Here is a 20854-nt window from a genome sequence, read left to right as displayed (position 1 = left end):
AGCGTGTGAGGATATGATGTTTATAACAATTTTACTATTAGTGGTATTGTTCGTGCTGCTCACCCGCTGCTATTTATTAAAAAGGGAACTTAAACGTGCCGCCCGCCAGCTCAGTGAACTAAACAATGAAGTAACTTCTAAGAAAATAGACATCAGCTACTATGATAAAGAAGTAGAGCAGCTGGCAGTCGAAATAAATAAACAAATTGACTTAACCCAGAAAGCAGAAGCAGAAAAACGGTCCTCTGAAAACGAATTAAAACAGGCCATCTCCTATATTTCACATGACATACGTACGCCTGCCACTTCAATCCTCGGTTATATCCAATTCCTTGAATCGGATGAAATCACCAAAGAAGTAAAGCAAGAGTACACAGGCATCATTAAAGCTAACGCACAAAGATTAAAGACACTACTTGAGGAATTTTTTGAGTTATCTGTGATCGACCAAATCGATTACCCTTTAAAGTTGGAAGAGATCAATTTAAATTCGTTGACATTAGAAGTATTATTAGGGTTTTACGAAGAGTTCCATCAAAAAAACCTAGAGCCTGCCATTCATATACCAGATCACGGCTTCTTGCTGACTACAGACCCATCGGCGGTCAAACGAGTACTCGAAAATTTAATTGTTAACGCCATCAGGCATTCCACCGGCCACGTTTCAGTCGAGCTGAAACAGGTGGATCAGTCTGTTCAGCTGATCGTCAGGAACACCGTGAAGGATTTGAAAGAACAAGATGTGCAGCACCTATTTGACCGTTTCTATAAAGCAGATCATACAAGAGCTGAGAAAGGCACAGGGCTCGGTTTACCTATTGCAAAAAGTCTCATGGAAAAAATGAATGGCAGCCTTTCTGCGGAATTAAAGGAAAACCAGCTATTAATGACGTGTGAATGGAAGTATGAATAGAGAATGAGGAATTGACCTGATTCTTCTATCTTCCATGGCTGGCTTTAACATCCTTCTTTTTACCGTCATCTCCATCAAAAACCACCGGACTAAAACAACTAAAATTCTACAATTAAGGAGTCATCCAGGATTTCTCCGCCATTAGCAATATAGTCCAGGAACACCTTCCCATCTGTTAGGAGATCTCGCTCCTTCATTACATCGACAAACCCATTCACCAGCTCTTCATCTTCATCATTTCTTTCACGAGCTACCTCAATATGGATGGCTGGTTCAATTTCAGCCTCTTCATATGTGCCTGGATGCTCTAAACTCAACTTTGGCCCTTCTCGCGGATCCAGGTACACAAAAAAACGGTGGGAATCCTTAAAGGTCTCACGCACATCACGTTCCAGTTCCTCTTCTAACTGTTTCGTCCATTTTTCTGAAGCATATGTATCCGTCATCGATGAAGTCGTTCCACTTTCATAGACAAGAAAGTCAATCTCATCTTCTATGTCTCTTACCTTTGCTGCATACTCAAACTCGAAATTCCCCATGTTGTCAAACAACGTATCGTAGATTTTAAACTCATGATCAAAGTGCTTGCTCATGTACTCCTCGGCCTGCTTTGTTACTTTTTCTTCTTTCTCTGCATCCGGAGTCATCGATATTATAAACACAACTATTATGCCGCCAATGAGTAAGACTATAGCTCCCAGCACAGCTAAAAAAACCATTATCCCTCGTTTCATATCCTCTCCCCTTCATTCGTTTAACCATTAAAATAAAGAACCCAATTCGTACACTAAAGCAATTAAACTGACTAATAAAACCAGTTGAAAGATCCTACATGAAAACTACCCGGAGAGAACAATAAACGCATATTTAATCCTCCCCTCAACATCGGATAAAGCGACAAAGGTGAATGAGCATTCTCTTGTTTGGTAACTTTATTAAAGTCTTATCTTCTATTAAGAAAAAACGTTCACTTCAATTACGGAAGCAAACGTAAATGGTTTCATTTTCCATAGAGTTTATTTTACTAAGTAAACCTTCAACCAATTCTATAGCGGTTTTTCCAGTGAAAAAGAAAGTAATATCCCCCTATTTCACAAACACAAAAGGAATCAAACCATTGTTATAAGTCGGCTGCCCGTTTAAGTGTTGTTTTTCTATTCCCCTTATAAGTGCCCATAATAAAAACCATTTATCATACATATGACGTATGAATGATAAATGGTTTTCAATCAATGAGTATACTAAACCTCTATTTTATCGTCTTTATGAATGTCTTCCGTGCCAGCTTCCAAAGCTGTCTTGTAGTACCAGCATTTATGCTCGATCACTTCCATCGTCTTATTTAATTCTGCAAGCTGGGCTTCCACCGTCGCTTTGCGTTCGATAAACATGTTATATCTTTGCTGCAGCGTGGCATCCCCGTCCCCGCACCAATCAATGAAACTTTTAATCTCTTTAATAGGCATTCCGGTAGATTTGAGACATTCAATCACTTTCAAAGCTTCGATATCGTTTTCTTTAAACAAGCGTCTTCCGCTGTCTGTCCTTTCGACAAATGGCAGGAGTCCCTCCTTGTCGTAGTAACGCAAAGTATACACCGTAAGATTTAATTCTTTCGCAACGTCGCTGATCGAATATGTTTTCACTTTTTTATCTTCCTTTCTCGATTAGACCTCGAGTTAACTCTAAATTCATAAAAAACTTAGCATGGTGTATGCTGGATGTCAAAGTCGTCGGCACTTTTAAAAATATAATGTTATCGCTTGACCTAGAGTTAACTCTAAGGATTAACATGGTTTTGTAAGGGAAAAAAGAATGAATGGAATTCTATTATTTTCTTTGGAATACTATAATTTTTGATGGAGGTTTTTGAATGATAACTGCTAAAGCAAGAGCTGTTGACGGTTCAGACCAGCCCTTTCGAGCGGCCGAAATTGAGCGACGCGATCTGGATTTACATGATGTGCTGATTGAAATTAAATATGCAGGCATATGCCATTCCGATATCCATACGGCTCACGGAGACTGGGGTGAGGTGAACTATCCTCTCGTCCCTGGACACGAGATTGCAGGAATTGTTACTGACGTAGGAACTAAAGTAACGAAGTATAAGGTCGGCGACCGCGTAGGCGTCGGATGTATGGTTGACTCGTGCGGCGAATGTGAGAACTGTCAAAAAGGGGAGGAACAATACTGTCTTAAAGGAAATGTTCCTACCTATGCCGGCGTTGACAAATACGGCGAGCCCACTCAAGGTGGATATTCCACTCACATCGTCGTAACAGAGGATTTCGTTCTTAGAATCCCAGACAACATTGGGCTTGATGTCGCTGCCCCATTACTGTGCGCCGGGATTACGACTTTTTCGCCGTTAAATCACTGGAATGCCGGCCCGGGTAAGAAAGTGGCTGTTGTCGGTATGGGCGGACTCGGTCATATGGCTGTCCAGATTGCACACGCGATGGGTGCCGAAGTGAGCGTACTTTCACGCACATTGAACAAAGAGGAAGATGGTTTACAATTTGGGGCAGAAGGCTATTATGCAACGACTGACCCGGAAACCTTTACTAAACTCGCCAGCTCCTTTGACCTGATCATTAACACAGTCAGTGCACAGATCGACATTAATGCTTACCTCTCCCTGTTAACACTGGATGGTACGTTAGTGAATGTGGGTGCGCCGGCAGAACCATTGGCCGTTCAGGCGTTCTCGCTTATCCCTCACCGCCGCTCCTTCGCAGGCTCGTTGATTGGCGGCGTCCGAGAGACTCAGGAAATGTTGGATTTCTGTGCGGAGCATAATGCAGTGCCGAAAATTGAAGTGATTTCAGCTGATGAAATTGATGAAGCCTACAAACGTGTATTAGCTTCTGATGTGAAGTATCGGTTTGTCATTGACACCAGCACCATCTAAGGTAATCGCTGATCATCATGCAGCAACCCGTCACCATACAATAAGTAAGGTCTGAGAATGAATAAAACACCTCCCAATTAATAAAAATTACTTTTACACTTGGGGGTGTTTTTTTCTATAGGTTACAATCCTGGTTTATTCACTAAGGGAGTAATAGTACCTTACCTAACTTCCCTTTATTCTTAAAGTAAACTTGAGCTTCCCGCGCTTTTTCTAAAGGAAATTTCTTATCAATGACTGGCATGATTCTGCCTTCGGAGATCGCATGAAGCATATCTTTGAACTCTGCTCTAGTCCCCAGCACAGAGCCGTACATCGTGATATGTTTCAAATATAAGGTTCTAAAATCAAGATCCGTCCTCTGGCCGCCCGCAGACCCGGAAATACAGAACTTTCCTCCCTTTTTCAGAACCTGAAGCGATGTGGAAAACAAAGCATCTCCAACTACATCTAAGACCGAGTCAATAGGTCCCCCATTTACTTCTAAAATTTCTTCTGCAAGATGCTCTGATCTGTAAGATAGTACGTGGGAGGCCCCTAATTCTTTCAATCTTTCTTCACTCTCTAAATCACCAATGAGGGCAATTACCTCAGCTCCAAAGACTTTAGAAGCAATTTGCACATTTAATGATCCGACGCCGCCATTGGCCCCTGTGACCATAACTGTTTCTCCAGGCTTCACATCAATCTGTTTGTTCATATGCCAGGCTGTCAGTCCGCTAACGGAAAAAACTGCGCTCTCTGAATAACTTGATAAGGGCATATCAAAACAAAGATCTGCCGGCCACACGACGTATTCAGCATAACCCCCCTCATATTCAGACCCGATAAAAGACATATCCTCTGAAATATGTTCAGTTCCTTCTTTTCCACTAGAGGTAAAAGGAAACAGAACTACATTTTTCCCTACCAACCCTTCGTCCACCTGGGTGCCGACTTGAACGATCTCTCCAGTTATGTCCGATCCGGGAGTACGAGGGAATTGTACGCCTTCCGGACGCCAGCCAGACTTAGAACCGGTTCCGTAGGCGCCTTCTCTCATCCAGATTTCCGTATTATTAATGGCACATGCCTTTACTTTCACCAGCACTTCATGTTCTTTCGGTTCCGGTGTTGGAATGTCGACTACCTTCAATCTATCTACGTCCCCATAGCCTGTTACTTGTACCGCTCTCATTACATCATCCCCTTTTCACTTGTGGCAGCATGTAAGATCCCAAAAATAGGGCACTTCAATCTTCTATTATTATCAAAAGTTCAAATTTGATGCCTGCAGCTGTTAAGGTTGGCTGAGGCTTTCTCTTCAATGCTGTATAGTCCATTAACTATACCATCATTAATCACACTCATACTAACCATCAAGAATAACAATCATTTCCTGCCTTATCTTGATACTAAGTTCTGTATATGTTCCTTTAACAAAAGAAGTTCGTTTCGATCAAACGAGTAAAGCGCTGGATTCCCCCGATAACCACCTACCGCTTTCTCAATAGTCCTGACAAGCTCTTCAGGGAAAGCCGACATCCCCCATTCACCCGCTTCTTCCTTTGACACTACAGCCCCTGTTTTCAAATACATCAGGACTCGCAGCATATTTAACGTGCAGTAAATAGGATCTCTTTCTATATTTACTACACATTCTTCATAATCTCCCATAATGGAGGATAAATAGTCTTCGGGCGGGATCACAGGAAAGACCTCAGCAATTGGTTCGCCTTCAAGACAAACACCCCGGTGACGAAGCACTTGAATATGTGCAGCTAAATCCGGGTCTGTGCTTACTTCTTCATTTATGTATATAGATGAACCATTGGATAAAGCCGCGGCATAGCGCTCCCTCCAACATTCACTATAGTGAAAGTCAAAAGGAAAAGGATGGCTGCCTTTAAGTACTTGCTCTTTATGTAAAAAGCTAATTTCTATGGGGTAAGGAGCACCGGAGTATCTTAGAAATAGTTCAGCCAGTCTCTTCTTTTTTTCGACACCCAGCCAATGGTTAGTGACCACTAATAGATCAATGTCACTGCTGCCGGGATTGAATCCGCCCATTGCTAATGAGCCGTGCAGGTAAAAGCCGATGATCTCATTACCAATGATTTGCTTCGTCTCATTTAGTAGATTCAAAACAAAATGCTCTATATTTATAGGGTTGGTCATAAATTATCGTTTCTTCCTACATAAACGCCCACAAGAAATTTAAGAAGGCAGTAAACCGTCAACATAACAGCACTCACTAAAAAGACATTGTAGTCATCAAAAACAGTGGAAGCCAGGACCACTGCTGCCACTAAATATATGACGGAGAAGCCCTGCTGGTATCGTTTCTTTTTCGGTAAGCTGTCAGGATTTCTCATACGAAACACTCCTATCTATTCTCATGCTCCCTGGCATGCCAGATCAGTGCTCTACTTTCGATTTCTCTCACCAGCTGTTCTTTACCGTGGATATAAGCCGCTATGTCGTAGGGAAACTGCTTTGCCAGCGTCTTTTTTAATTCTCCATACTGCTGCTTATCTTGGGGATGCGTTCGCAAATAATCACGAAACGCCAGATGTCGTTTAATTTCAGGGCTCCCCGCCTGGTAAAAATGAACATGATGCGTGCGTCGATCGCCGCCTTTTTCAAAATATCTCCGTTGCGGAATGCCATTCTCACCCTTTGGATTATATCCCATCTGCTTCATTTCCACATTATGTTGCTCTACGCTTGTTATGTCTTTTATGACCGGCATGATATCAATAACGGGTTTAGCCAGTAATCCAGGCACAGAGGTGCTGCCAATGTGATGAATCTCAAGTAGTTCCTCCGTAAAAATCTCTCGCAGCGTTTTCGCTTCGTCTAAAAACATCGCTGCCCATTTTTCCTGATAAGGTTCAACTTCGACTTTTCTCAAATGATCACCTTTCTTCCTTGTTAAAGAAGTGAGTTAACGGGACTTTTCTTCCTTCCTGGTGCCATTTATGATAGGTCTTAAACACCTGGTGAATATCGTTCCTGAACTGAACTTCAACTAAATCCTTTACAACGAGGAAGCTGCGCCAATAGTCGAACATAATGCTTGTCAAACTGCCTTGATAACTTGCATGGCCAAAATCGTCCAGGGAATGATCGCCGTACCTGTCCTTAAACATTTCGACTAATTGTGATTCTACCTGTACGATCTCTTGAAACTCTGAATCACTCAGCATGTATTTTCTCGCTAAGTAATCGCACACCCCCTCCTCAAACCAGATGCTGTCCGCCCGCTCTTCATCAAACTCATCGACAAACAAATCTATGTGATGGGTTAACTCGTGACCCGCGATGGTAAGTATTTGATTGAGTGGCAGGTTATGATAATATGCTTCAATCGAAGCATTCTTTTTGTCCTCCAACTGATCGAGAAACAGCTCCCTCCACGCTGATACCTCAGGAGAAAGGAAAATTGTATCTTTATTCGTAAATGCGGGAATCGGGAGGTCGGAAAATACGTTGGTCGCTGCCTCTTTTGATGTCCATACGAATGCTTTAGGAAGATCTTTAAGGGCAAAGTTATCTTCTAAGTATTTTTGATAATAAGTAAGTTGATTTTTAAATTCTTCGATGGCGGCTTCATGTTGGTCATATTCTGATCTGGATTCGAAAGCATAGATGTGTCTCATTAAAGATTTCTCCTTGCGAAATATCATTTTCTAGAGGTACAATCTCTTTTTTACGTGTTCCTCAAGATATTTTCTTACCATCGGATTTATATATTGCTCTTTTACGTATTCGGAGCGGGAGAGGACACCATCAAATTTTTCAAAGAATTATGTATATTGCAAAAAGCAATCCTAGACCAATTACTATTCCTCCAAACACTTTTTCTTCCTTGAGAAAAGATGCAGTACCCAGGGATAACAATATTATTGTTGTTAGTATACTTAGCAAATCTTGTGAATACGTCAAATCCATAAAATAACCTATGATAATTAGAACTAGGCTGAATAATGCAATTCCTTTAAAAATATTAACTTTCATAAAAATCCTCCAATTTATCAATTTCTAAACAGTAATTCCAATCATTGGCCCCAGACTGATGATCAAAAAGATAAACGGAACAAGTAAAATAAAAGGAGCGTACTTCATAATACTTTTCTCTTTTCGGATCAAAGCTTTTATAGAAAAAATAAAAGAAGCTATGTACAGAATCAGTCCTGCGAAGAGAACCTCGCTGAATTGAAAGATTCCTAACAAAAGGCGTAATGATAAAGAACATACCCGCTACCCCAGAGAATAGAGAGCACAGACTATAAATCTTTATTGTTATGTTCGTTAAAGCCAATCAAACCACCTCCCAATTGCTGAATAGCATTAGAATGACTTTACCTTTCTCCTATTATTTTGAAAATAGGGGATTTAGGGTAAAGACATGTATTGAATCGAATGTTGGAGGAGGAAAAGTACTTGAGTAAAAGGAAGAAGAAATATTTAGAACTTATAATGGTTTTCGTTCTCTTTTTTTCAGTTATCATTCTAACAGAATTACCAGATTACCTACTTGTTGCATTAGTTACTACGTTACTGCTTGAGATATTTACCATTGAATTTAAGCGTAAGAGAAAGTCCCCTGATTAATTTTAAATTTCTATCACAGGTACCCTGTTTCCTATTAATTTATACATAACTTAAGCAAGCCCCACACATTAAGGAAGTGCCACTAATAAAATTACTCTTCTATTGGCAAATAACGCTATGGAATGTGGGATGAAAAGAATTTGTTATGTATTTTGTTTCTTTAAAGAATAAATAGATTGTTTTTCACCAAAGCGAGTAATTATTTTGTCTAATTCCATCCCTGCTTTTTCTAAGAGCCTGCAAGAATAAATGTTTGCGGTTTGGGTTTCAGCAATGACTTTTACTAGATTTAGCTCATTGAATGCATAATCTATGACTTCTTTGACCACTTCCGTACCGTAGCCTTTCCCCCACCAAGGAGGTAATAATTGATATGAAATCTCTACATCTTCCCCATCATGATGCGGACCTAGTGAAACTAACCCAATAAATCCACTTGACTCAATCTCCCGAACCACCCAATACAAAGAATTTCTGTCTGAATTTATCATGTCATCAAATATTGAAGGTACCATCTCTTCTTTAGGAGGTCCTCCAAGATATTTTCTAACTGTCGGATCCACGTAAAGCTCTTTTACATATTTAAAATCTGATTCCTGAATTTCATTAATCCATGTTCTATCTGACCTCATTCATTATACTCCCCCTTGAGATCACCACTTTTTGTTTTGAAATATTATTACTAAGGAATATTTCACAAAATTGGAGGTAATTAAATGTTTTTTATCGCAGGCACGATCATAATGTCAATCACTCTTATAGCTGCAGTCGTCATTGCATATTTTTATCCTGTGTGGAAAGAGCAAAAAGGTGAACAAGTTTCTGAAAATCAATTACTCATTTACAGAGGTGTGGGGATCGCGATTCCATTAATAGCTTTTGTCCTTCTTCAATTAATGGCTGGATCATAGCAAAGCATTGGAGATGATTCCCCCGTAAATCAAAAAATCTGTTTTATTTGGTACTAATTTTTACCGAGAAGGTACATAGGAGTTAAAACTAGGAGGATTAAATTGAGGAACCGACTTATCTGGGCATCCGCAGCTACAATTCTATATCCCATTGTATGGATTTTATTATCTTTACTTTTAAAAGGGGAACCTCCAAATTGGATTGCCCTAGCTGGTTCAGCAACTGGAGGCTTCTTGAGTGGTTTGCTGATTGCTCCAAGCCAAAACAGGAGAAGTAAAGATTTGTAGAATCTTAGTACAAGTCGACTAGTACGTCAACCCGTTTGCTGCTATCTTCATTTTCATAGCGCCTGACCCGCAGTGCGTTACCACTTTAGCAGAGCGGGAGGCAGGTACCGACATTGAAAACCTAAAAGAAATTGAATTATAGTAATAAAACTAAAACCATGTTAACATCTTGAGGAGTTCCTAGAAGAAATAAATATGGAGTGATAATATGTCAAAGAGAAAAAAAGATTACTTAGGATTTATTATAGTGCTTATTATTTTCATACTTCTGATATCTATCTTAAATCTACCTAAAGTAAGCAACTTTATAATTTTAGGGATAAGTGCTGCTTTTTGTATCTTTCTTTATGAGATATTTGGTTCTGGAAAAAATAAAAAAAGATAATAAGGCTGTTAAAAAACAGCCTTATTTAAACTTACGCTGGATTGATACTCATCGCAGCAGGCTCATACCACTTATCTTGACCACGAGTCTTTTTTTCATACTTTATACTAACATCAAATTCGTTTGCTGTAGAACTATTTAAAACATCTTGAATGTTTTCTGACGCTAAACCTCTATTGAGTATTAAGCTTGAAACAATCTGTGATGCACCAGCAGCTGTCAGAGTCTTTCCAAGTGATTTAGTAATTGGGTGAGTTACTGCAGCTGAAGCTAAAGCATAGCGAAGAGAATTCAAATCATCTTCCCTTGCTTCTGCATATTCCACATCATCATGAAAATCTACTACTTCACTTCTACTAACTGTTTCTGTCGTTGTAAATTCCGGTCCAACATCATCCACCCCAGGCTCAGGCCCTATAACAAGAATTTGACTTAGAGCAGATACTGGCATAGTAGTAAAAAATACTAAAAGCAGTCCAATAATCCCAATTACTAGTCCTTTTTTAAAGATATAAATCCCTCCAAAAAATATTTGTCTAATAATTCTATCATCCTCAAAAATCCCAAGTAACATAAATAGACAAAAATGGTAAAATAAACCTAACCATTATATTTGGAATAAATACCCTTCTCTTTCATGAATAAGCTTATAATAGCTTATCATGTTAGTTTAATAGATTACGAATCGGATTTTATAAGGGGGAACATATATGAGAAGAAGATTATTTAGTTTAAATACGTTATTTATCCTGATGGCAATTATCGCAGTTGGCATCCTGCTGATCCCACGAATAATTGAGGGCTACCAATTACAATCCAAAGGTATCAGCTATATAACTAGTAACATAGAGGATTATTATCATAAGACCTTTCCTCAGGAAGGAGAACATACCGTTGAAATTGATTTAAGTGATTTAGAGAGTAACGAAGGAAAAGTGCTCTTTGAGGATAGTGAAAATAAAATTTATGTAACGAACGTAACGCATAGTGGTTCAGAATACAAAGTAACTTTCAGATCAAGCGGGAGTTATGACAAGGATGGGGCGACATTAGTTTCTGGTTTGGAACACGTACATAATAATAACGGTTTTACTAGTCATTTCAATGCGGAAGCGGAGGCCGTGTATAAAGGCGAAACTTTTGATTTATCTCCTTCTGAATCTTCTGGATTAAATTATCGCGATGGGGACGAATTTGGATTTTATTTAATTCCTCCAGAACAAATGAAAAATATCGATTCAAAAGAAGAGCCTGCCGTAGAGGTGACGGTTACTAATTTACAAGTGAATTTATGGGTGGAGAAGTCAAATAAGTAATTTGAAGGGTGATTTTAATAAGGAGTATGTTCTATAAAGATACATACTTCTTATTGTTCCCCCAATGAATGCCGTTAAAGAATATCAACTAAGAGTCCATCGAGAAGGAGTAACATCTTGCATATTTTCTTACTCCCTTCCTTGATCGTTTCATCCAGATGCTTGTTAAGTCACTCTTTCTTAAATCCTTTACGTCTATGTACGCTGCTCTCTGATCCCTATATCTATTTCAGGATAGATCCGCCATGATTCTTCAACTTTGAATTGGTCACCTGAAAGCTCCAATACATCCTCACCTGTTTTTGCTTGTTTCAACAATTCAGGAAAGTGTTCATCTACATACTCTTGATGATGCTTTTCACTCTCCCAGCCAGTGACGACCATATACTCATTACTCAGCTTATTGGATTGCGCAAACAGTCCGCCTATTATACCGTCAGATCGCTGCATTCCCGTATTCCACACCGTCTGCTGCTTCTCAATGAACTGATCGATTCTTTGCTCTTTAACTTTTGAAAAAGCCGTTCGTATGTACGCTGCTCTTCTAATCATATGAGCTATTTCTTTTTCTGAACCGACCACCTTAGACTTGAGTTGAAACAACGCCACCTCTATTGTTGTGTAACTGTTTGCTTGTCCAGAGTGATCAGCAATTGTGTCATGAATCTCAGCCATAAACTTCCGATAATCCTCTTCCTTATTCCAAAAAGAATAGATCCATGCCGTCTTTGGTTCATTGATGCTAAAGCCGCCGATCTGCCCTAAAAAGCCATCCATCTTACACAGGGTGTTCCACTGTTTCTGCTGTTGAGAAAATGTTTGCTTTTTCCCTTCTTTTAAACTGCAACAAATCCGTTTTATGAGCATTTCTGAGATCCCTCCCAATGCTTACAACTATTGAAATAAAAATGATTATTACATCTCCATTGCATCTGCATGTTCTTCAGTTGTAAAAGCTACTTGTTCCCACAAATTTCTTAATTAACTCAACTATCGGATGTCAATGTTTTGGATAAGTCGTCGTCACCCATAAGTCTAAAGTTCGTTATTTTACCTTCTTCATTGATGTTAATTCTGCCAGTAACTTTAGAGCTTTTTTCTTCCGTACCGTTCTTCTCCTTCTTAAACAGTACATTTACTGTGAAATCGTAGGCTCCTTCAGCGTCATCATTTTTTTTAATATCTACTTTTTCAGCTTCAAATTGATAGTCATTATTATATGCAACTACATGATATCCCATGGCATAAGTTCCAATAAATTCATCATACATACTTTCACTAAAATAGGTCTGGTATTTTTCTTCTAAATATATGTCCAGCCAGGTAGGTTCTTCTGAATTTGATGGTTCTCCATTTCCAATAATTGTTGAATTTTGAGGGTCATCTAACAGATCCATTAACTCTTGATCAGGTCCTGTAAATTGTTGTTTTAAAACACTTTCTATAACATTAATATTTTGATCTTTTGAATCACTTTCCGAGGTGTTGACTGAAGCACAAGCAGTAAAAGCTAAACAAACTCCTAAGAGTAAAAGGTATGTTATTATTCGATGGCTTTTTCCATTCAATATGAACTCCCCCCCATGTAATCAGTTGGTCTTTAGCTCTCGTTTCCAATTAAATAAACCTCAGAGCCGAGATATCCTAGACCTGCTTGACTGCTCTCCAATATGTTTTTCTAATTCTTAATTTTCTTTTAAAAACGGAGGATATTTTGTAATGATGAATAAAATAAGAAGACCAACAGCTGAAAAAATAGTTAAGTTAATAGCTGCAAACCCACTCATAGTTAAGGTTTTATAAATAAACCAGGCTGTAATTACACTTACAATCAAGGCAGGAATATAATATTTCCATTTATTAACCTTTTTAACTTTTATCAGTAAGTATATGACTTGTAAAAGAAGAATAATTAGAAGTACCACCTTAAAAACCACTTTTATCCCTCCCTTCAACAATAAATTCCTCCTATCTGGTACTTGGGTTAGGTTTCCTTATTTTAAGTTGCCGGGTTCCACCGCATACCATTCCACCCAGCCACAATCGGCGCAGATATTTGGATTAATTCGAGTGTTTTTCTTATTTCCAAAAAGCTTGTCCCCGTCAGCATTCTTAACTAAAATCCCTTTTGAACCCTGGTCCACATAACATAAAATCATTTCCCCCTCGCACTTTGGACAACTTTTATGAGTCATTTCATATTCACCTCTGTAATTGAGAATAAAACGTTCACTTAAACTACGTAATCACTCTGAAATGGTTTCATTTTCCAATAATTAATTTAATAATGTCGGCGCCTGTCCCCCAGTGCGTTACCACTTCAGCAGAGCGGGGTCAGGTACCGACAATGTTTTATATCCTAACATCAGGGAAAAGACATTTACTTCAACATTAAAATAGTTTTGTCAGGGTGGAGTGGTACAATGAATATTTTTATAAAAATAGGAATTACGTTAGGGCTTATTTCTTTTTCATTACTTCTTAATATTGTTGTATCAGGCATAGAAAACCTAATAAAAGGAGTATCCTTCACTAATAATATTGATTATTCCATAAGAATTGGGACATACTTAGGGATTTTCTTTACAATCGTTTACTTTTATAGACGAAATTATAAAAAGAAACAGAGAGAGTCAGTTTAATTGAATCTCTCTGTTCTTACGGTTATCGTTCCTGCCCAGAAAAGTAGATCTAACTATTTCACAAACTGCTGCAGCCCCTGACCTTCTGGTGCACGTTCAACTTAGAGCAATAACTACCTCTTCCCTATGGGGAAATTTAGTTTTATAAACCCTTGAAATTATCCAACAATTTTTATAAGCACTTTTAACAACGAGATTTTAAGAGGAGAAACCGTGATGGAGTCTTTGATCATTTTCTCTTGATGTCTTAGATGATTTTTAATCTGCTTTTTTCGATTTGGAATCATCATCATCGGCAATCGGTTGGGATTAAACCATTCGATCCGTTCTGTTTCAGGACCGTCTTTTATCGGTGAACCCCCTTCTATCTCTCCTAAAAATATGTACTGTTTGTCCTCATATTGAGGTTGGTCATATTCTCCAACTTTCCGAGTAATTGAAACAATAAAGCCTGTTTCTTCCTCCGCTTCTCTAATTGCGCACCGTTCTAGTGACTCCCCGTCTTCCAAGGTACCTCCCGGGAAATCCCAAAGAGGGTAATCTTTTCGCTTAGCTAATAAGATTTGGCCTTCTTTATTGAAGATCATCGTAAAACAGCCTGTTGTTTTTGCCATTCATTTAAACCCCCTTCTCATGATTTAACTGATACCGCTATGTAATGTTTGTTAAACTTAATTCAATGAAGGATGATAACGATCCTTTTCTTTTCCGTTTAATTTGACGATAATATACTTGGTGAGCACTAAATAACGAAAGGCGTGTTCTACTTGTCATTGATAACTTTAGAAAATGTGATGAAACAGGAAGACACTCGCACAGTTCTTAAAAACCTTAATTTAATTATAAAAGAAAAATCCCAAATTGGTATTAAGATGACGAACAATGAAAGTTCCGTCTTGTTTAAACTCCTCACTGGGGAAGTGACTCCTTCGAGCGGCCGTATTGAAAAAGGAAGCAGCTGCATAGCCACGGAATTAACTGAGGATGGTTTATACGAAGACTTAACGATTTCGAGCTATTTAACTATCTTTAAAAAAATTGCCGGTTTCCATAATCCTTTGGAGGAGTTTATTGGCATTTTTTCTTTATCTGATATATGGAATACAAAGATCAGCCGGTTATCCCTGGATCAGAAGAAAAGGGTCAGCTTATTACGGATGTCCTTATTTTCGCCGGATTTATTATTAATTCAAAGTCCTTTAAGCAACTCAACTATTGAGGGAACTGAATTATACATAAAAGCGTTAGAACATCTTAAATCCAATAACGCTGCTATTTTATTCACCTCTCATTTCTTAGAAGAATTGTTGTTATTAAGCAATGATATTTACCGATACAACCGATATATCGGGTTGGAAAAGACTGATCTTTCGAATGGAAACCAATTAACGCCGAATGATAAAACCGAGACGGGATTTAAGCCGAACAACGTCTACAAAGTTACTAGTAAGATGGCGGATAAGACCATTTTCTTCAGCCCGGACGAGATTGATTTTATCGAAAGTATAAACAGTGTGAGTAATCTTCGAATTGGAGAGGAATATTTCCCTACTGATTTAACGATGAATGAATTGGAAGAGAAGCTGACTCATTTTGGTTTCTTTAGGTGCCACAGATCTTACTTAGTTAATTTACAGCGTGTATCGGAATTAGTGAGCTACTCAAAAAACAGTTATACGTTAATTCTGAAAGGCCACCCTAATGTGAAATTGCCGCTGTCAAGAAGTCGTCTTGAAGAAATGAAAACATTAATAGAATTTTAGAGTACATTTGAGGTTGAAATAGGATGATTTCAGCCTTTTTTTGTTACATTTGGGCTTTTGAATGGTACTGTTCAACGGGTTTTCACGACATTCCTCCTTGGGTTCTATAAAGTTAATGCTGGATGAGGCGCCCATTACACGGTTAATGAAGGAGAGAGGTAAATGCACAAAAAATTAATCCAGGTAGAACATTTATCAAAAAAGTTCAAGGACGAATCGGCTCTAAAGAATATAAATTTTTCAGTTCATGAAGGAGAAATCTTTGGATTCTTAGGTCCTTCGGGATCAGGGAAAACAACGACGATAAAAATCCTGACGGGCCAGCTGGCACAAACCTCCGGCCAGGCTTTTGTTTTAGGGAATCCTGTGGAACAAATTGATGAAAGTATTTATGAGCAAATAGGAATTGTGACTGATAACAGTGGTTTATATGAAAGATTAACGGTCTATAATAACTTAACTGCGTTCGCTAAGTTATTGAATGTTGAGAAAGAGCGGATTGACATTCTCCTCCAAAGAGTCGGACTAGCTGAGCATAAAAATAAATTGGCCAAAAATTTGTCTAAGGGAATGAAGCAGCGTTTGATTCTTTCTAGAGCGATGCTGCATCAGCCGAAGGTCCTTTTTTTAGATGAACCTACCAGTGGACTGGACCCCGTGACAACGGAAGCCATTCACGCCTTACTTGAGGAATTAAAAGAAAATGGCACAGCCATATTTCTGACCACCCATAATATGGATGAAGCGACTAAGCTATGTGATCACGTAGCCCTTTTAAATGATGGTCTTATTGTCGAACATGACTCACCCAAGGCTCTGACTCTTAAGTACAACCTGGATAAACGTTACCAGATCCTGTTGAGGAATGAACGGGAGCTTATTTTACATCATTCGACTGAGGCAATTGAACAGATCCACCACTGGCTGTTAAACGATGAACTATTGACGATTCATTCATGTGAACCCAATTTAGAAAAAGTATTCTTAGAAGTTACCGGGAGGGAATTGGTTTGAAACTTTCATTTAGAAAAATAAATGCCGTACTTCAATTGAGATTAAAATTGATGCTGAGTAATATGAGCATCCTTTTCACACCTATATTTGCAATCGGATTTGTAATTGTTATGGGCAGCCTTATGCCCGAGGTAGAGACTGGGGAGGCTGGAGCGCCGTTTTCCACAAGTGGCTTTCTACTAAGCTTCGGGCTGATTTTTAATGTAGCTATCGCCGGTATATCGATGAGCAGCTCTCCTATTGCTGAAGAAAAAGAGAAACATACCTTACGAGTGTTAATGACATCGTCAGTTAAAGGAGGAGAATATTTTATAGGCAGTATGATTCCAACGTTACTGATCTTAATCACGACCAATATCCTTTTGATTCCGGCAAGTGGAGTGCCATTTGGAGAAATCCCTCTGCCTACTTACATTGTCATTACGACATTGGCAAGCTTAGTCAGTATTTTAATTGGATATATTATCGGAATTTATTCAAAAAACCAGGCACAGGCTTCGCTGGTAAGTACACCGATTTTACTTATCCTAACATCAACCCCTGTCCTCCGCACTTTTAATGAGAACTTAGCAGAGATTCTAGACTACACGTATGGAGGAGTATTGGCAAATCTGGCTGAATCCCTGTCCTTCAATAATGAGTATCAGTGGAACGTAACAGATACCAGCGTGCTCCTTGGTTCGCTTTTCATCTCTCTCGGGATTTTTGTCTATGTTTATAAGAAAAATGGGCTGGATCATGAGTAAGAAGGGAGTGAAAAAGAATGTTTAGAAATAAGAAAAAGGATTTGAAGAAAAATCTGTTCAACATTATCAGTATGGACTGATACTAGTGTTAGTGGATACTGCCACCGGTGTCCACTATTTGCATACCTGGGCTCCACAAGGTGTTTCGCATACCCCGTTATTAGATGAGAACGGCGAAGTAGTTATAGAGAAAGGTGACTGATAGCAGCACTGACCTATGCTCGACGTTGAATCGCTGATATATTTAAAAATGCGCAGATATAAACAGAAAAGCGCGGATAAAATGCCAAAAACGCTGATAAAAGAAAGTCCGCTCCCTTGAAAAATAAGGGTTTTCTCCTAGCTATTTTAACCCTTCCTAGTATGCCGGCGTGACTTCATTAATACACTATTTCTAAAGTGACGTTTCGTCCCTCGAAAGGAGTTACTTTCAATGCCCATAAGGCCGTTGTCTTTAGAACCCGGAGATACGATCGGTATTGTTACATTAGGGAGCCCGCCCGAAAGGATTGAGGTTGAGACAGGAGTGGAAATGCTGGAAGAAATGGGATTTAATGTCTTTTTCGGCCGCAGCGTGTACTCGCGTGATGGTTTCTTAGCAGGTACAAGGCAGAATCGTGCGGCGGATTTAATGGATATGTTTGCTAATCCTGAGGTGAAAATGATTTTACCTACCAGGGGAGGAGTGGGAGTTGCTGGGATTCTCCCCCTTCTTGACTATCCATTAATAGCGGAAAATCCAAAGATCATAAGTGGCTACAGCGATATTACAGTATTGTTGAACACCTTGTATCAATTTGTCGATTTAACCACTTTTCACAGTCTTTTGCTTGTTGATTTTAACCCGGATACCCCAGAATATAATTTTAATCAATTTTTTAACGCGGTTTCTTCCCCTGGCCCTATTGGACAAATACAAACACCCCCTGGTATACCAGTAGAGAGCTGGGTACCCGGGGACGTCACCGGACCGATTGTCGGTGGAAATCTCACATCTTTAGTTGGCACGATCGGTACTCCATTTGAAATCGATACCCGGGGAAAAATCCTGCTGCTCGAAGATACCCACGAACCTATCAACACCGTATACAGGTATATCGAGCATTTAAGAATGGCCGGAAAATTCAGGGACTGTATCGGGATCGTTATGGGAGAGTGCACAGAATGTGATGAATCTTATGGGAGGACTTACAAAGACTTGATTAATAAATTTATAGTACCATTAGGAAAGCCGCTGATGACTAATTTAACCACAGGACACGACACCTATAAAACGGCCATTCCAATTGGGGCAACGGTGAACTTGAATACAATCAATAATACCCTGACTGTTCTCACTCCCGCTACGACTCCTTAGTTCTACTGATAGAACTAGCAGAGGGTAATAGAAATTGTAATTGACTATCTGATCAAGCAAACGCTGATATATTTTTATTTTCGCTGATATCATTGATGCACACAGGTTTATTTTATTAACCTCATTTAAAATCATCCTTTAGACGAATAGCAAGACTTCTGTCCTATGGTAAAATGAAAGAGAATAGGGAGGTCAGTGAATGGATCAATCCAATAACACATATGCAGTCGAAGCCGATCAATTGGTAAAAGCTTTTGGAAAAGAACGAGCTGTGGATGGCATTAGCTTAAAGGTGCCAAAAGGCATTATCTATGGATTTCTTGGCCCTAACGGAGCTGGGAAAACGACGATGATCCGTATGCTGGCCACGCTGCTGAAACCAACAGAAGGCCAGGCGAAGGTCATGGGCTTTGATCTCACGAAGGAAGCGGATGATGTCAGGCAAGCGATCAGTCTTACGGGACAGTTTGCTTCGGTTGATGAAGAATTATCCGGCCGGGAGAATTTAGTTTTCATCGGCAGGTTAGTTGGTTTTACCCGTAAAGAAGCCAGGGCGCGTGCCGATGAATTATTAGCCGCTTTTAAATTAGAGGATGCTGCGAAGCGCCAGGTGAAGAAATACTCCGGCGGCATGAGAAGAAGAATTGATATTGCCGCAAGTATTGTGACTTCACCAGAGCTGCTCTTTCTGGATGAACCCACCACCGGTCTTGATCCAAGAAGCCGGAATGAAGTGTGGGGGATCATCCGCGCATTAGTTAAGAATGGAACGACGGTATTTCTGACGACACAATACTTAGAAGAAGCCGATCAGCTGGCTGATCTGATCGGGGTCATTGACCGGGGCGTTTTAATCGCTGAAGGTACGAGCGCAGAGTTGAAATCATCGATTGGAGTTCGAAGCTTGATTATTGAATTCGCAGATGAGCATGATTTGAACAAGGCCGCGGCAATTTTTGCAGGGATGTTCACACAGGCACCTGAAGTAAATCGCGAGCATTTATCCATTTCCGTTACGATGAAAGACCAGTCAAAGGCTGCGCAGGCGATTGGAGAACTCGCGAATCAAAAGATAGCCGTGAAAGACTTCTCTATGCAGCAGCCGAGTTTAGATGATGTCTTCTTAACGATTACCGGAAAGCCGGCGAAACAGGAAGGCGGGGAAGCTAGTGGAGAATAATTCATTAGAAAAATCAATCACGTTAGAGAAACGCCCATCCAAAGCTTCGCCGATGAATGCCGCCCTGACTTTTGCATGGCGGGCATTATTACGGATCCGCTATGTTCCCGAGCAGCTGTTTGATGTGACGGTATTCCCGATTATCTTCTTGCTGATGTTTACGTACTTATTCGGTGGAGCGATTTCGGGATCAACAGGAGAATACTTAGACTTTGTCCTGCCGGGAATTTTAGTGATGACGGTTGCGATGATTACGATGTATACCGGACTGGATTTAAATAAAGACATCGAAAAAGGTGTCTTTGATCGTTTTCGCTCCCTGCCGATCTGGCAGCCTGCCGTCTTAGTAGGGGCGCTGCTCGTCGATGTCGTGCGCTATTCACTTGCCGCCACCATCATGGTGACACTTGGCTACATTTTAGGATTTCGTGCAGAAGCCGGATTCGCAGGAGTCGTCCTTGCCGTCCTCGTTATTCTATTCTTTGCTTTTAGTTTATCGTGGATCTGGACGATGCTTGGCATCATTGTCCGCTCAGAAAAAGCCCTCATGGCTATAAGTATGATGCTGTTATTCCCGCTCACCTTCTTAAGCAGCGTGTTCGTTGATCCAACCACCATGCCAAATTGGTTACAGCACTTTGTAGACATTAACCCGATAACCTTCGTGGTCGATGCGGCCCGGGGATTAATTCATGGCTATGACGTTACGAGTGAACTATTGATCATCACTTACATTTCCGTAGGTTTAATTGCTGTGTTTGGTACACTGACGATGTACTTTTTTAGAAATAAGAATTAAGTTGTTGGGAGTTGGCGGGTTTTCAACTGC

General features: G+C 39.7%; 26 protein-coding genes and 1 pseudogene. 12 read left to right on the top strand and 15 right to left on the bottom strand.

The genetic code is table 11. The features are described 5' to 3' along the window. Window positions 1–13: 13 nt before the first annotated feature. A complete protein-coding gene (locus LF822_RS21475) occupies window positions 14–913 on the top strand; it encodes a sensor histidine kinase (RefSeq protein ID WP_253926142.1) in 900 nt (299 codons plus the stop codon). Between the two features lie 98 nt (window positions 914–1011). Here the strand turns inward: LF822_RS21475 and LF822_RS21470 are convergent, their stop codons facing one another. Both LF822_RS21470 and LF822_RS21465 read right to left on the bottom strand, forming a co-directional pair. Beyond that, entirely contained in the window at window positions 1012–1647 is a 636-nt protein-coding gene (locus LF822_RS21470) for a hypothetical protein (RefSeq protein WP_253926141.1), read from the bottom strand. A gap of 507 nt (window positions 1648–2154) precedes the next feature. Beyond that, window positions 2155–2559 carry a MerR family transcriptional regulator gene (locus LF822_RS21465; protein WP_253926140.1) on the bottom strand — a complete coding sequence of 135 codons (405 nt, stop codon included), beginning with the start codon at window positions 2557–2559 and terminating at the stop codon, window positions 2155–2157. A gap of 227 nt (window positions 2560–2786) precedes the next feature. Between LF822_RS21465 and LF822_RS21460 the strand changes: the two genes are divergently transcribed. Next, a complete protein-coding gene (locus LF822_RS21460) occupies window positions 2787–3827 on the top strand; it encodes an NAD(P)-dependent alcohol dehydrogenase (protein WP_253926139.1) in 1041 nt (346 codons plus the stop codon). Window positions 3828–3969: 142 nt separating this feature from the next. Here LF822_RS21460 and LF822_RS21455 read toward each other — a convergent pair whose 3' ends face one another. The 7 genes from LF822_RS21455 to LF822_RS21425 all read right to left on the bottom strand — a co-directional run bounded on the left by LF822_RS21455 (window position 3970) and on the right by LF822_RS21425 (window position 9055). After that, entirely contained in the window at window positions 3970–5004 is a 1035-nt protein-coding gene (locus LF822_RS21455; protein WP_253926138.1) for a zinc-binding dehydrogenase, read from the bottom strand. 206 nt (window positions 5005–5210) lie between these two features. Further along, window positions 5211–5984 carry an aminoglycoside adenylyltransferase domain-containing protein gene (locus LF822_RS21450; RefSeq protein ID WP_253926137.1) on the bottom strand — a complete coding sequence of 258 codons (774 nt, stop codon included), beginning with the start codon at window positions 5982–5984 and terminating at the stop codon, window positions 5211–5213. Next, a complete protein-coding gene (locus tag LF822_RS21445) occupies window positions 5981–6181 on the bottom strand; it encodes a hypothetical protein (RefSeq protein WP_253926136.1) in 201 nt (66 codons plus the stop codon). The genes LF822_RS21450 and LF822_RS21445 overlap by 4 nt, the downstream gene beginning before the upstream one ends. Before the next feature lie 11 nt (window positions 6182–6192). Next, window positions 6193–6720 carry a GrpB family protein gene (locus tag LF822_RS21440; RefSeq protein WP_253926135.1) on the bottom strand — a complete coding sequence of 176 codons (528 nt, stop codon included), beginning with the start codon at window positions 6718–6720 and terminating at the stop codon, window positions 6193–6195. Between the two features lie 4 nt (window positions 6721–6724). Beyond that, a complete protein-coding gene (locus tag LF822_RS21435) occupies window positions 6725–7468 on the bottom strand; it encodes a hypothetical protein (RefSeq protein WP_253926134.1) in 744 nt (247 codons plus the stop codon). 139 nt (window positions 7469–7607) lie between these two features. Further along, complete coding sequence (locus tag LF822_RS21430; protein WP_253926133.1) at window positions 7608–7826, bottom strand: hypothetical protein; 219 nt, start codon at window positions 7824–7826, stop codon at window positions 7608–7610. 740 nt (window positions 7827–8566) lie between these two features. Further along, window positions 8567–9055 (bottom strand): GNAT family N-acetyltransferase, encoded by a 489-nt coding sequence (locus tag LF822_RS21425; protein WP_253926132.1) that lies wholly within the window; start codon window positions 9053–9055, stop codon window positions 8567–8569. An 84-nt stretch (window positions 9056–9139) separates the two neighbouring features. Between LF822_RS21425 and LF822_RS21420 the strand changes: the two genes are divergently transcribed. Together LF822_RS21420 and LF822_RS21415 are read left to right on the top strand one after the other, a co-directional pair. Next, on the top strand, window positions 9140–9334 hold the full coding sequence (locus LF822_RS21420) for a hypothetical protein (RefSeq protein WP_253926131.1): 195 nt from the start codon (window positions 9140–9142) through the stop codon (window positions 9332–9334). Window positions 9335–9436: 102 nt separating this feature from the next. Further along, window positions 9437–9622: a hypothetical protein gene (locus LF822_RS21415; protein WP_253926130.1), complete on the top strand. Its 186-nt coding sequence runs from the start codon at window positions 9437–9439 to the stop codon at window positions 9620–9622. Window positions 9623–10038: 416 nt separating this feature from the next. On the opposite strand, the gene LF822_RS21410 is transcribed toward LF822_RS21415, so the two are convergent. Beyond that, window positions 10039–10581, bottom strand: coding sequence for a hypothetical protein (locus tag LF822_RS21410; RefSeq protein ID WP_253926129.1), 543 nt, complete (start codon window positions 10579–10581; stop codon window positions 10039–10041). A 136-nt stretch (window positions 10582–10717) separates the two neighbouring features. Between LF822_RS21410 and LF822_RS21405 the strand changes: the two genes are divergently transcribed. Then, the gene (locus tag LF822_RS21405) at window positions 10718–11323 is read left to right on the top strand and encodes a hypothetical protein (RefSeq protein ID WP_253926128.1); all 606 of its coding nucleotides are present in this window, start codon (window positions 10718–10720) and stop codon (window positions 11321–11323) included. Window positions 11324–11518: 195 nt separating this feature from the next. Here the strand turns inward: LF822_RS21405 and LF822_RS21400 are convergent, their stop codons facing one another. From LF822_RS21400 to LF822_RS21380, 5 genes are all read right to left on the bottom strand, one after another. After that, window positions 11519–12190, bottom strand: a complete 672-nt coding sequence (locus tag LF822_RS21400; protein WP_253926127.1) for a DUF4937 domain-containing protein — start codon at window positions 12188–12190, stop codon at window positions 11519–11521. A gap of 119 nt (window positions 12191–12309) precedes the next feature. After that, entirely contained in the window at window positions 12310–12891 is a 582-nt protein-coding gene (locus LF822_RS21395; protein ID WP_253926126.1) for a hypothetical protein, read from the bottom strand. Between the two features lie 117 nt (window positions 12892–13008). Next, window positions 13009–13278: a hypothetical protein gene (locus LF822_RS21390; protein WP_253926125.1), complete on the bottom strand. Its 270-nt coding sequence runs from the start codon at window positions 13276–13278 to the stop codon at window positions 13009–13011. Window positions 13279–13317: 39 nt separating this feature from the next. Next, the gene (locus tag LF822_RS21385; RefSeq protein WP_253926124.1) at window positions 13318–13518 is read right to left on the bottom strand and encodes a hypothetical protein; all 201 of its coding nucleotides are present in this window, start codon (window positions 13516–13518) and stop codon (window positions 13318–13320) included. Window positions 13519–14123: 605 nt separating this feature from the next. Continuing rightward, window positions 14124–14579 carry an NUDIX hydrolase gene (locus LF822_RS21380; RefSeq protein WP_253926123.1) on the bottom strand — a complete coding sequence of 152 codons (456 nt, stop codon included), beginning with the start codon at window positions 14577–14579 and terminating at the stop codon, window positions 14124–14126. 153 nt (window positions 14580–14732) lie between these two features. Here LF822_RS21380 and LF822_RS21375 point away from each other — a divergent pair, with 153 nt between their 5' ends. The 7 genes and pseudogenes from LF822_RS21375 to LF822_RS21345 all read left to right on the top strand — a co-directional run bounded on the left by LF822_RS21375 (window position 14733) and on the right by LF822_RS21345 (window position 20824). Continuing rightward, a complete protein-coding gene (locus tag LF822_RS21375) occupies window positions 14733–15728 on the top strand; it encodes a LytTR family transcriptional regulator DNA-binding domain-containing protein (RefSeq protein WP_253926122.1) in 996 nt (331 codons plus the stop codon). Window positions 15729–15890: 162 nt separating this feature from the next. Continuing rightward, window positions 15891–16742 (top strand): ABC transporter ATP-binding protein, encoded by an 852-nt coding sequence (locus LF822_RS21370; RefSeq protein ID WP_253926121.1) that lies wholly within the window; start codon window positions 15891–15893, stop codon window positions 16740–16742. Beyond that, entirely contained in the window at window positions 16739–17488 is a 750-nt protein-coding gene (locus tag LF822_RS21365) for an ABC transporter permease (protein ID WP_253926120.1), read from the top strand. The genes LF822_RS21370 and LF822_RS21365 overlap by 4 nt, the downstream gene beginning before the upstream one ends. Before the next feature lie 52 nt (window positions 17489–17540). Further along, a pseudogene (locus tag LF822_RS21360) lies at window positions 17541–17690 on the top strand (DUF6440 family protein); the annotation flags it as partial. Between the two features lie 231 nt (window positions 17691–17921). Further along, the gene (locus LF822_RS21355; protein ID WP_253926119.1) at window positions 17922–18845 is read left to right on the top strand and encodes a S66 peptidase family protein; all 924 of its coding nucleotides are present in this window, start codon (window positions 17922–17924) and stop codon (window positions 18843–18845) included. A 199-nt stretch (window positions 18846–19044) separates the two neighbouring features. Beyond that, window positions 19045–20025 (top strand): ATP-binding cassette domain-containing protein, encoded by a 981-nt coding sequence (locus LF822_RS21350; protein ID WP_253926118.1) that lies wholly within the window; start codon window positions 19045–19047, stop codon window positions 20023–20025. Beyond that, window positions 20015–20824 carry an ABC transporter permease gene (locus tag LF822_RS21345; protein ID WP_253926117.1) on the top strand — a complete coding sequence of 270 codons (810 nt, stop codon included), beginning with the start codon at window positions 20015–20017 and terminating at the stop codon, window positions 20822–20824. The genes LF822_RS21350 and LF822_RS21345 overlap by 11 nt, the downstream gene beginning before the upstream one ends. Window positions 20825–20854 lie beyond the last annotated feature (30 nt).

Source organism: Halobacillus sp. A5, from assembly GCF_024189315.1.
Taxonomy (GTDB): Bacteria; Bacillota; Bacilli; order Bacillales; family Halobacillaceae; genus Halobacillus_A.
This window is presented reverse-complemented; position numbering and strand designations above follow the sequence as displayed.